The following is an 11,920-nucleotide window of genomic DNA, read 5'->3' as shown; positions in this document are numbered from 1 at the left end:
TTTGGCAGCTATGATGCAACGGTGCGCCTGTACGCAGGTGTGTCTGCAGCATTCAAAGTCAAGGTTGAAGAACTGTAAAGCAAAACTGCTTTGCAGAGTGGCTGGAAGGGAGAAGAGAAGGTCGTGCCGCGAAATGAAGAATTGAGTCTTTCCAGCTTGGGAATCCAGATGCCTTATAACATGCAGGCCGAGCAGAGCATCTTGGGTGCGGCTTTGATGGATGAGGCGATCCTGAACCGTCTTATTACCGATATGGAACCGGAAATGTTCTATTCGGATCAAAACCGTGCGGTATACGAAACCATGCGGGCTCTCTACACAGAGAGCGAAGCGGTTGACGTTATCACGCTGGTGAATGCCCTGGCCAATGGCGGAACCTTTGCCAGTGCAGACGATGCGAAGGTCTACATTACCCATATTGCGGAAACCGTTCCGGCGATTTCCAATGTGGATTCCTATTTCAAAATCGTCAAGGAAAAATACCAGGCAAGACGTTTGATCGAAGCCGCCCGCAGTATTTTAAGCGAGACTGCCAGCGGTGAAGATGCCGATTTGCTGCTGGAATCCGCAGAACAAAAAATTTACGACATCCGCAGCGGACGGGATAAATCCGGTGTCAAAACCATACGGGAATCGATCCTGGAGGTTATCGACACCATGCAGAAACTGAGCGGTGCCGACCGCGACAAGTTTGCCGGGATTCCCACAGGATTCAATTATCTGGATACCGTATTGACGGGATTGGGCCGTTCCGACCTGATCATCCTGGCAGCTCGACCGGGTATGGGAAAAACGAGTTTTGCCCTGAACATTGCCACCAATGTGGCACGGCAGCAAAAGGTTCCCACCATCATTTTCAGTTTGGAAATGACCTGCGAACAGCTGACAGACCGAATCCTTTCCAGCACGGCCAACATTGACAGCCAGGCGTTTCGTACCGGCCGGTTGAATAATTCGGACTGGAACGATTTCGCGCAGGCTACCTCGCTTTTGTATAATGCACCGATCTATATGGACGATACGTCCGGTATCTCGGTGCCGGAAATCAAGGCGAAGATCCGGACGATCAACCAGGACCCCAAAAAAGATAAAATCGGCTTGGTGATTATTGACTATCTGCAGTTGATGCAGAGTGCAAAGCGGACGGAAAGCCGCGTACAGGAAATCAGTGATATTACCAGAAACCTCAAGATTATGGCAAAGGAACTGAATGTGCCGGTCATTGCTTTGTCGCAGCTTTCCCGTGCGGCAGAAAAAACGGCCGGTCGGTCCGACCATCGTCCGCAGCTTTCTGACTTGCGTGACTCCGGTTCTATCGAACAGGACGCAGACATTGTTTTGTTTTTGTATCGAGCAGCATATTATAATTCTCAGAACGGGGAAGAAAACCAGGCGAATGAAAACGAAGCGGAGTGCATCGTAGCCAAAAACCGTCACGGCGAAACCAGTGTGGTTCGTTTGGGATGGGACGGTGCACATACACGCTTCAGCAATTTGGATGTGACCCATGAATTCTGATGCTGAAAAAGTAATCCAACGTATCGAGGATACCTTGCTGGCCTATTGCCGCCAGCAGGGGTTGTTTAAGTCGGGCGACAGAGTCATTGCAGCCTGCTCCGGAGGGGCAGACTCTATGGCTTTGTTGCTTTTTTTACTTCGCAGGCGCCGTGATCTGGAGATTGAGGTGCTGGCTACCCACGTCAACCACGGAATTCGTGGCGTTCAGGCCGTGGCAGATGCAAATTTTGTAACGGCCTTTTGCCGTAAGAACGGGGTAGAACTGTTCTTGTATGACGCCGTGCGTGAAGGCGTCCAAATTCCGGAAGCACCCAGTGAAGAATGGGCGCGCGGATTACGCTACGGTTGGTTTGACCAACTGGCAGTACAGGAAGAAGCGTTTATCGCAACGGCACATACGATGTCTGACCAGGTGGAAACCGTGCTGTTCCGGATGGCACGGGGAACCGGTCTGCATGGGCTGGCGGGCATTCCGCCGCGCCGTGGGTATTATGTGCGACCCTGCCTGTGCCTGACCCGTGCTGACACAGAAGCATACTGTGCAGCACTTGGGCAAAACTATGTGCAGGACGAAACCAACGAACAGGATGTTTACGCACGGAATAGAATCCGTCATGATGCGATTCCGGCACTGCAATATGCGAACCCGGCAGCCGAGAATGCAATTGCCCGGTTATGCAGGCAGATGCGGGATCTGGACCAGTGGCTTACCGGAGAAGCGGCTGCGTTGCTGCAGGCAGCAACGGTAAAAGGAGGCTACGAAGTTTCCACTTTGCGCCGTGCAGAAGGTCCGGTTTTGGATGCGGCATTGCATGCACTGGTAAGTCCTGTCAGAGATGCGGAAGAGAAGTATATCACGCTTTTGCGTTTTCTGCTGCAGCGCGGAGATGGCGCCTTGCAGCTGACGCAGGATGTGACCTATAAAGTGAAGGATGGCCTGCTGATCCGGCAGACGCCGCAGGGCGTACAGCCGCTTCCGGCGCCGCCGCAGCCTTTTACCGAGGGGCAATTTTACTTGCCCGGTGGTTATTTTGTTGAATTTCGGCGCATAAAGTATGAAGAATTTCTAAAAAATCAACCAATTTTCAAAAAAGACTTAAACTGTTGTGCCGATTGTGCTAAAATACAAAGGAATCTAATTTTGCGTACTCGTTTGCCGGGGGATTTTTTCCGCCCGGCCGGTCGTCATGTTCGGAAAACACTGAAAAAATACTACAATGAATTGGAAATTCCGCAGCAGGAACGTGCACTTTTGCCTTTGCTGGCGGATGGAAGCGAAGTCCTTTGGATATGGGGCTGCGGCTTTGCCGAGGGTGTAGCGCCAGACTCGTATACCAACGAGGTACTGACAGTACGGACAGAAAAAGCAGAGGAGGCATAATTCATGCGCAGCATGGATCAGGACATCGATCATATACTGGTATCGGAAGAACAACTCAAAAATAAGGTGGCGGAATTGGGCGTGCAGATCAGCCGGGACTACGAAGGCCATGATTTGCTGCTGGTGTCCATTCTGAAAGGTTCTGTCGTGTTTATGGCAGACCTGATGCGGGCTGTAAAAATTCCGTGCGGTATTGATTTTATGGTGGTTTCCAGCTATGGCGGAGCCAACACGGAATCTACCGGACTTGTAAAAATTATCAAGGATCTGGATGCCGATCTTACCGGCAAGGATGTTTTGATTGTAGAGGATATTTTGGACACGGGAATTACTTTGTCCCATCTTCTGCCGATGCTGAAAATGCGCAATCCCCGCAGTGTGCGTTTGTGCACGATCCTCAGCAAACCCAGCCGTCGCAAGGCCAACATCGAGCCGGATTACCTTGGCTTTGAGGTGCCGGACGAGTTCGTTGTCGGCTATGGCCTGGACTATGACGAAAAGTATCGCAACTTGCCCTATGTGGGCGTTTTGAAACCCGAAGTATACACAAAGTAAAGCCGGTTCGGGCGGCTAAAATTATCCGGTAAACTATACCGGCTAGGAGTTGATTTCTTGCAGCATAAACCGCGCTTCAACGGCATTCTTTTGGTAGCCGTGCTTATGGTCCTGGTGTTGTTTTTTGTCAGCCTGTCTCCGTTGCTGGCAGTCTCCGCATCCAGCCATATCAACTATTCTGAAATCTATTATTATTTTGAAAACCACCAGGTAACGTCCTACCGCCTGGATCTGGGGACCAACAAGCTGGAAATGTGGCTGAAAGAGGGGAATATCCCGCTGCCCGAAGCTACGGTACAAATCGACGAACAGGAGACCGGCGGCTTGTTGAGCGGATTTAACACTTCGGAAGAAGATATGCTTCCCGCTAACGGCGGTACCGTCTATGTTTCGTACAAGCTGCCGTACGGCGTCGATTTTAACACCGGTAAGATCTCCGAATTTGTGGATGAATATAATGAAGCAAATCCGGATGCACCGATGATCTTCGACTATGTGGCGGCCAAAACCAGCATACCGTGGCTTGAAATTATTTTCTATGTTGTTATGCTGGGCAGCCTGGGCATGCTGTTCATGTCGATGTATCGCGGCGGCGCCGGCGGCGGCATTATGAACGTCGGACGTGCCAAAGTGAAAGACCAGCAGGAAAATCAGCGCAAGGCGACTTTTGCCGATGTAGCTGGCGCGGATGAGGAAAAGGCCGAACTGCAGGAAGTGGTCGAATTCCTGAAAGCCCCAGGCAAGTTCAATTCCCTGGGCGCACGAATCCCGCACGGTGTGTTGCTGGTTGGCCCTCCGGGTACTGGTAAGACTTTGCTGGCCCGTGCTTGCGCAGGTGAAGCCGGTGTTCCGTTCTACGCAATCTCCGGTTCTGATTTCGTGGAGATGTATGTAGGCGTGGGCGCTTCCCGCGTACGCGACCTGTTTGAAAAGGCCAAAAAGACCATGCCGTCCATTGTGTTTATCGATGAGATCGATGCGGTAGGCCGTCAGCGCGGCGCCGGTTTGGGCGGCGGGCACGATGAACGCGAGCAGACCCTGAACCAGTTGCTGGTCGAGATGGATGGTTTTGACGCCAACGATGGTGTTATCGTTATGGCCGCAACCAACCGTGCAGATATTCTGGATAAGGCTTTGCTGCGCCCCGGTCGTTTTGACCGGCAGGTATATGTCGGTTTGCCGGACGTTAAAGGCCGCGAAGAAATCCTGAAAGTTCACACCAAGAACAAACCTTTGGGACCGGATGTGAGCCTTAAGACTATTGCCCGCTCTACGGCAGGGTTCTCAGGCGCAGACTTGGAAAACCTTGTGAACGAGGCTGCGCTGCTGGCAGCGCGCCGCGGCAAAAAAGCGATTACCGAGCCGGAAATCGAAGAAGCTTCGGTCAAGGTTATGATGGGACCGGAGAAGAAGAGCCATGTTGTTACCGATGATGAACGTCGTCTGGTGGCTTATCATGAGACCGGCCATGCCATTACCGGCTACTTTGCCAAGCATCACGACCCTGTTCATCAGATCAGCATTATTTCTCGCGGCGGCGCCGGCGGTTATACGATGTATTTGCCGGAAAAAGACCCCAGCTACGTGACCAAAACGGCGATGTTTGAGAACATTGTTTCCCTTCTGGGCGGACGTGTGGCTGAACAGTTGGTTTTGGACGATATCTCCACAGGTGCATCCAATGACTTGCAGCGTGCAACGGATACAGCTCGTGCCATGGTAACGCGGTATGGCTTCTCTGAGCGGATGGGCCCGGTTGTGTACGGCAGTGATCCGGGTCAGACTTTCCTTGGCCGCGATTTTGGGCAGGGAAAAGGGTATTCGGAAGCGATTGCTTCGGAAATCGACAACGAGATCCGCGACATTGTGGATGAAGCTTACGAAACGGCACGTCGTTTGTTGACGGAGCATATGAATGAACTGCACAAAGTGGCCACTGTTCTGATGGAACGTGAGAAAATCAGCGGTGATGAGTTCAGAACCCTGATGGAGGGTGGAAACTTGCCGCCCTACGATCTGGCAAAAGGCGAGACGTCCAAGGAAGCCGAGGAACCTCAGGCTGCACCGGGCCAGACCGTTGCGCAGGAGAATGATACGAAAGCAGAGACTGCTGCCGAGCCGGATACCGACCGACCGGACGCCCAAGAGTAAAAAGTAGGTGTTGGATCATGGATCAGAATTTCTCTCTCATGGCGCAGTCCCGCGCCAACTATTACACGGCAGGAAGCCCGGTTCAGTTTGTCCGGGTGGAACTGCTGAAAGGTGATGTCACTGGCGAAGTTGCGGTTTGCCTGACTTTCAAAAATGTGGGAACCGAGCCTTTGACGGGGCTTGTCATTCATTTCAAATGCAAAGACGCTGCGGGACAGGTCCTTTGTGAGGACGATTTTTACTACGAGCAGCTTGATGCGCAGCCCGGCGATGTGTTCGGCAGTGATGATGCTGTTTATGTGAGCGACACACCGGTTTCCAGCGTCGAGGTAGAGCAGGACCGTGCTTTCCTGAATGGCCGCGGTGTGGACCTGCGTGCTTACAAGCGTGTCCGCCTGCAGATGCCCCGTGTTTTGCCTGCTTCCATTGCCAAAACGTTGCAGCAGCGTACCGGAAACGGCCAGTTGACTTGTGTCCCGCAGGATACGGAGTATGGCTGGTTCTGTGCCTGCGGTGCATTCCATCCCAACGAGGAGAACTGCACCTCCTGCTCGGAATGCGGCGGGGATCGTGCCGGAATCAAAGCGACGCTGACTTCTATTCTGGAAGAAGCTCGCCGCGCGGCAGAACGCCAGCAGCAGGAAATCAACGCTGTGGCCGATAATGTGGCTCCGCAGCGCGCTCCGGCCAGCAATCCGGCAGCGACAGCCGCTGCAGCGCAGGCCGCCATCAATCATCAGGCCGAGGAAGTAGACGACTACGACGAAGGCGATGCCACTGCAACCTATGATCCGAAAGGGTACGCCCCGCAGGAAGATGCGGAAATGGAACGGGTTCGTCGTTATGCTCCGAAGGGGCGTCTTTTCGAGGACGAAGATGACGAGGACGAAGGTACGCAGATGTATGATACCGACGAACTCGATTATGATGATGACGATGATTATGATGATCGCCAGAGCGGCAAACGGCGTGGCCGTTATGCCGATGATGATGAGGCCAGCGAAGATGACATCATGGCTGAACGCATCATTCATTGGGCGCCGCCGATTACTGCAATCGTATGCGCGCTGATCATCGCGGTTTCGCTGGTCTATCACTTTGTGATTGCGTAACAGATACATGAAACCGCTACATCAGTCTTAAATACAACAAGCCCCTCGCATTTCTGTGAAAGGCGAGGGGCTTGTTTTTATTCGGCTGATAAACGGTCAAATTGCTTTACAATTTCCGGATCTGTCAGTTTGATTACCCGACCGGACAGATAGTGAAGCGTATTGTCTTCGGGGATTTGAGAAAACGTCAGGCGTTGGGCGCAGAGTGCCTGGGTTTTGAATCCGGTGCGTTCATTCATTTTTCGGTTTCCATACTTAATATCACCCAGAACCGGGTGACCGAGGTAGGAAAGGTGGGCACGAATCTGGTGCGTTCTTCCGGTGATTAATCCAATGCGGCAAAGTGCAAACGGACCGCTCTGGCGAATCACGGTAACCTCTGTAATGATTTGTTTGTATCCGGCGGATTCACGGGCGTGAATGCGTACCTTGTTGTTTTTTTCGCTGTGCTGCAGCCAGGCAATATGACGTCCTGCCGGCGGTGCGCCAACAGTAATAGTCAAATATTCTTTCTTCATCCAATCATGGCTGATGATGGCATTCAAATCCCGTAAAGCCGGGTAGCTTTTGGCGGCCAGAACCAAACCTTCGGTCCCGCGATCCAGACGATTGCATATAGATGGTGCAAAACGTTGCTCGGCGTGGGAGTCATATTCACCTTTGGATTCCAGATAGGCGCGAAAGGCGTCTACCAAATTGGGGTCTCCGGTCCGGTCACTGTGGCAAAGTAAATGGGCCGGTTTATAAAGAACAGCCATGTTGCTGTCTTCATAAATTACAGTTACAGGCGGTTGCTTGCGGGGCGGTTTGGGACGGGGACGCTGGGGATTGGCGGGGAAAAACTCATCGTTGATATACAGCTCAATCACATCACCGGTGGCAAGGCGGGTATCCGGTGTGCCGCGCTTTCCGTTGACTTTGATACGTTTGTTCCGAAAGGCTTTGTACATCATACTTTGTGGAAATTGCTGGGTTACACTTTCCACAAAGCGGTTCAGGCGGACACCGTTTTCATTGGGGCCTGCGGTAAAACTTTTCATGATTCCCTCACTTGTCCATGATAATCTGTTTGCAAAATGTTTTTTACAGTATATAATAAAATATAAGAAACGTAAAGCCAAAAGCAAAAGGTTGTGAGATCATGAGCCAGGAAAAGGAACGTCCTTTGCACGAAAACCACCGTGCCAGAATGCAGGCGCGTGTGGAGCGGGACGGTCTGGAAAGTTTGGCTGAACATGAAGCGTTGGAGTACTTGTTGTTTTTGGCAATTCCTCGCAAGGATACCAATGAATTGGCGCACCGCCTTATTCAGCACTTTGGCGATTTTTGTAAAGTGATGGAAGCGGAACCGCAGGAATTGATGAAGGTGGAAGGTGTCGGGCCCAAAAGTGCACGCTTGATCCATTCGGTGATGGCATTCGGACGTTATTACGGCCTGAAGAAACGAAAGAAACGGACAGCGCTCAATCAGGCGGAGAAAGCAATTGAATATGTAAAACCATTGTTTTTCGGTCAGCAGAACGAACTGTTGTACTTGATTCTTTTGGATGATAAATGCTACCCGGTGCGCGATATGCGTATTGCGGAAGGTGTGCCCAATCGTGTACATATAGATACCCGCAAACTGTTGCGGGACGTGGCGCGCACAGATGCAACCTGCGGTATTCTGGCCCACAATCATCCGACCGGACTGGCGTTACCCAGTGAGGCAGATTTGATTGCGACATTGGGAATCATGCGGGCCTTGGACCCGTTGGGCGTTTCCGTCATCGACCATATTGTTGTGGCAGAGGATGATGCCTGTTCCATGAAACAACGCGGTTGTCTTCCTGCTTATCGCGGCGGTGATGCCATTTTGAATGCGGCAAGCGGTAAAATCAAATGACGGCACTCTGTTGCGTGCAGGCGCGGCAGGGTGCATTTTTTACGGGGCATTGCACAAAATGTAATGGCGGGACTTTACTTATAAAATAGGCTATGATATAATCGGAATACAACGATACGTTGTTGCCACGAAAGGGGTTTGCTATGGACGAAATTTTTCACCTGAAGGCGCCGTTCCAGCCCACCGGGGATCAGCCGCAGGCGATCGACGCCTTGGTGAAGGGAATTGAAGAAGGCGATGATGCGCAAACACTGTTGGGCGTGACCGGCTCCGGTAAGACGTTCACCATGGCCAACATCATTGCCAGATGCAATCGCCCGACGTTGATTCTGGAACCGAACAAGACGCTGGCCAGTCAGATCTGTACGGAAATGAGAAGTTTTTTCCCGGATGATGCGGTGGAATACTTCGTTTCTTACTATGACTACTACCAGCCGGAAGCCTATATTCCTTCCACAGATACCTATATAGAGAAAGACAGTGCCATCAATGATGAAATTGACCGTTTGCGTCATTCTGCCACGGCAGCTTTGTCGGAGCAGCGCAACGTGATCATTGTGGCCAGTGTTTCCTGCATTTATTCTTTGGGTGATCCTATCGATTACCGCAGCATGGTGATCAGTCTCCGCCCCGGTATGCAGATGGAGCGGGATGAACTCTGCGCGCGCCTGGTCAAACTTCAGTACGAGCGGAACGATATGAATTTTATCCGCAATAAGTTCCGTGTCAAAGGCGATACGGTGGATATTCATCTGGCCTATAATGATGAATATGCTATCCGCGTTGAGTTTTTTGGGGATGAAGTGGACAGGATCATAGAGTTTGATCCGCTGACAGGCGAGCACAAAAATATAGTGCGGCATGTGGCAATTTTCCCGGCCAGCCATTATATTGTCGGTCCGGAAAAAATGAAGGAAGGCCTGGCTAAAATTGCCCGGGAAATGGAAGAACAGGTCAAGAAGTTTACGGAAGAAGGCAAACTTCTGGAAGCGCAACGCATTCAGCAGCGTACCAATTATGATATGGAAATGCTGCAGGAAGTGGGAATGTGCAAGGGCATTGAAAACTATTCCGCGGTTTTGTCCGGACGGGCACCAGGGTCTACACCAACCACACTTCTGGATTATTTTCCGGATGACTTCCTTTTGATGGTGGATGAGAGCCACGTAATGTTGCCGCAGGTGCGCGGCATGTATGGCGGTGACTACAGCCGCAAAAAAACACTGGTGGAGTATGGTTTCCGGCTGCCGTCGGCTTTTGATAACCGTCCCTTGCGTTTTGAAGAGTTTGAAAAGAAGGTCCACCAGAAAATTTTTGTATCTGCAACACCGGGTGACTATGAACGTCAGCATTCCAGTAGGGTGGCGGAGCAGGTCATTCGCCCCACGGGGTTGCTTGACCCGCTGATTATGGTTCGGCCGGTGGAAGGACAGATTGAAGATCTGCTGGGAGAAATCCGCCAGAGAATTGAGCGCGGGGAGCGGGCATTGGTCACAACGCTGACTGTGAAAATGGCGGAAGACCTGACAGATTATCTGGAAGAGCACGGTGTAAAGACCAAATACATGCATCATGAAGTGGATACCTTCGAGCGTATGGAAATCATCAAAGACCTGCGTGTGGGTGCGATTGATGTGATCGTTGGTATTAACTTGCTGCGTGAAGGTCTGGATTTGCCGGAAGTCTCTTTGATTGCCATTCTGGATGCGGATAAAGAAGGCTTCCTGCGCAGTGAAACCAGTCTGATTCAGACCATTGGTCGTGCGGCCCGTAATGCCAACGGTGTGGTTTTGATGTATGCCGATGAAATTACACCCAGTATGGAACGGGCAATCATGGAAACTGAGCGCCGCAGAGCCATTCAGGATGCTTATAACCAGGAGCATGGAATCACCCCCAAAACCATTGTCAAAGCAATCGGGGATGGGCTGGAGATCAGCATGAGCGAAGAGAACAAGCGCATGCGCCAGCGCCGTATGAGCAGAGCAGAACGTCAGCAAACCATAGAACGGCTGACCAAGGAAATGAAAGAGGCTGCCAGATTGCTGCAGTTTGAGTTGGCTGCACAGCTGCGCGATGAAATTGCGCGGTTGGAGCGGGGAGAAGACCCTACGGCGGCAGATGCCAGCGAGCGAAAAGCCGCAGCCAAAACGAGAAAGGGCAGGAGGAAATATAAAAATTGAGTACTGCACCGAAAGAAACAAAGCGAAAATCCAAGATACAGATTGATCCGAACAATCGGATCGTTATTCGCGGTGCCCGCGAACATAACCTGAAAAATGTGGATCTGGAATTGCCGCGCAATAAGCTGATCGTAATGACGGGACTGTCCGGTTCTGGCAAATCCAGTCTGGCTTTTGACACGATCTTTGCCGACGGCCAGCGGCGGTATATGGAGAGTTTGTCCAGCTATGCAAGGCAGTTTCTTGGCCAGATGGAAAAACCGGATGTGGATGAGATTACGGGTCTGTCCCCGGCCATTTCCATTGACCAGAAAACCACAAGCCATAACCCGCGGTCTACGGTGGGTACGGTAACGGAAATTTACGATTATTTGCGCCTGATGTACGCGCGGATCGGTGTACCGCATTGCCCTGTGTGCGGCCGGGAAATCACGCAGCAGTCCATTGACGAGATGGTGGATGAAGTGATGAAACTGCCGGAACGTACACGGTTCCAGGTGTTGGCACCGGTGGTACGGGCACGGAAAGGTACGCAGGCGAAAGAACTGGATGCGGCCCGCCGTTCCGGTTTTGCCCGTGTGCGCATCGACGGCAATATGTATGATCTCAGCGAGGAAATCAACCTCGAAAAGAACATCAAACATACCGTTGAAATTGTGGTGGACCGTTTGGTTATCAACGACACGGTCCGTGCGCGTTTGGCCGACTCAATCGAGACGGCGCTGGCGCAGGCAGGCGGTCTGGTTGTGATTGATGTGATTGGCGGCGAGCCCATGACATTCAGCCAGAACTATGCCTGCCCGGAACACGGCATCTCGGTGGAAGAACTGACGCCTCGGATGTTCAGTTTCAATAATCCTTTCGGCGCCTGCGAAAAGTGTACCGGCCTTGGCACCTTTATGAAAGTGGACCCGGCCCGGATCATTCCGGATAAGCGCAAGTCAATTCGGGAAAGTGCCATCAAAGCCAGCGGTTGGTATTATGCAGAAGGTTCTATTTCGGAGATGACCTATCTGGCGCTTGGCAAGCGGTACGGCTTTACACTGGACACGCCCATCAAAGACTTCAGCAAAGAGGCCTTGCATGCGCTGTTGTACGGTACCGGTGAAGAGCGTATAGAAATGCAGCGCGAAAG

At 51.8% G+C, this 11,920-nt stretch carries 8 protein-coding genes and 1 pseudogene; 8 read left to right on the top strand and 1 reads right to left on the bottom strand.

Annotated elements, in window-relative coordinates; genetic code table 11:
• Positions 1-168 precede the first annotated feature (168 nt).
• The 5 genes from dnaB (at position 169) to H6B10_RS08250 (ending at position 6,717) form a co-directional block, all read left to right on the top strand.
• Entirely contained in the window at positions 169-1,518 is a 1,350-nt protein-coding gene (gene dnaB, locus H6B10_RS08270; RefSeq protein WP_204651161.1) for a replicative DNA helicase, read from the top strand.
• Positions 1,508-2,899 (top strand): tRNA lysidine(34) synthetase TilS, encoded by a 1,392-nt coding sequence (gene tilS / locus H6B10_RS08265; RefSeq protein ID WP_204651157.1) that lies wholly within the window; start codon positions 1,508-1,510, stop codon positions 2,897-2,899. The genes dnaB and tilS overlap by 11 nt, the downstream gene beginning before the upstream one ends.
• A 12-nt stretch (positions 2,900-2,911) precedes the next feature.
• Positions 2,912-3,454, top strand: coding sequence for a hypoxanthine phosphoribosyltransferase (gene hpt / locus H6B10_RS08260; protein ID WP_204651160.1), 543 nt, complete (start codon positions 2,912-2,914; stop codon positions 3,452-3,454).
• A 105-nt stretch (positions 3,455-3,559) separates the two neighbouring features.
• A complete protein-coding gene (ftsH, locus tag H6B10_RS08255; RefSeq protein WP_204651159.1) occupies positions 3,560-5,605 on the top strand; it encodes an ATP-dependent zinc metalloprotease FtsH in 2,046 nt (681 codons plus the stop codon).
• Between the two features lie 17 nt (positions 5,606-5,622).
• The gene (locus H6B10_RS08250) at positions 5,623-6,717 is read left to right on the top strand and encodes a hypothetical protein (protein ID WP_204651156.1); all 1,095 of its coding nucleotides are present in this window, start codon (positions 5,623-5,625) and stop codon (positions 6,715-6,717) included.
• A 77-nt stretch (positions 6,718-6,794) separates the two neighbouring features.
• Here H6B10_RS08250 and H6B10_RS08245 read toward each other — a convergent pair whose 3' ends face one another.
• Positions 6,795-7,838: an RluA family pseudouridine synthase gene (locus tag H6B10_RS08245; protein ID WP_243427317.1), complete on the bottom strand. Its 1,044-nt coding sequence runs from the start codon at positions 7,836-7,838 to the stop codon at positions 6,795-6,797.
• Positions 7,839-7,858: 20 nt separating this feature from the next.
• On the opposite strand from H6B10_RS08245, the gene H6B10_RS08240 reads away from it, so the two are divergent.
• The 3 genes and pseudogenes from H6B10_RS08240 to H6B10_RS08230 form a co-directional block, all read left to right on the top strand.
• The gene (locus H6B10_RS08240; RefSeq protein ID WP_204651155.1) at positions 7,859-8,602 is read left to right on the top strand and encodes a JAB domain-containing protein; all 744 of its coding nucleotides are present in this window, start codon (positions 7,859-7,861) and stop codon (positions 8,600-8,602) included.
• A gap of 143 nt (positions 8,603-8,745) precedes the next feature.
• Positions 8,746-10,785, top strand: coding sequence for an excinuclease ABC subunit UvrB (gene uvrB, locus H6B10_RS08235; protein WP_204651154.1), 2,040 nt, complete (start codon positions 8,746-8,748; stop codon positions 10,783-10,785).
• Positions 10,782-11,920 (top strand): annotated as a pseudogene (locus tag H6B10_RS08230) (excinuclease ABC subunit UvrA); the annotation flags it as partial. The gene uvrB and the pseudogene H6B10_RS08230, both read left to right, overlap by 4 nt.

The organism is Gemmiger formicilis, from assembly GCF_016901605.1.
GTDB classification, from domain to species: Bacteria; Bacillota; Clostridia; order Oscillospirales; family Ruminococcaceae; genus Gemmiger; species Gemmiger formicilis_B.
The sequence above is the reverse complement of the archived record's forward strand: the minus strand, read 5'-3'. Positions and strand labels throughout refer to the sequence as shown.

Excerpts from the sequence above, each read along its gene's own strand:
- ftsH (WP_204651159.1), top strand. The coding sequence starts at position 3,560 with ATGGTCCTGGTGTTGTTTTTTGTCAGCCTGTCTCCGTTGCTGGCAGTC.
- tilS (WP_204651157.1), top strand. The coding sequence starts at position 1,508 with ATGAATTCTGATGCTGAAAAAGTAATCCAACGTATCGAGGATACCTTG.
- dnaB (WP_204651161.1), top strand. The coding sequence starts at position 169 with ATGCCTTATAACATGCAGGCCGAGCAGAGCATCTTGGGTGCGGCTTTG.
- uvrB (WP_204651154.1), top strand. The coding sequence starts at position 8,746 with ATGGACGAAATTTTTCACCTGAAGGCGCCGTTCCAGCCCACCGGGGAT.
- hpt (WP_204651160.1), top strand. The coding sequence starts at position 2,912 with ATGGATCAGGACATCGATCATATACTGGTATCGGAAGAACAACTCAAA.
- H6B10_RS08240 (WP_204651155.1), top strand. The coding sequence starts at position 7,859 with ATGAGCCAGGAAAAGGAACGTCCTTTGCACGAAAACCACCGTGCCAGA.
- H6B10_RS08250 (WP_204651156.1), top strand. The coding sequence starts at position 5,623 with ATGGATCAGAATTTCTCTCTCATGGCGCAGTCCCGCGCCAACTATTAC.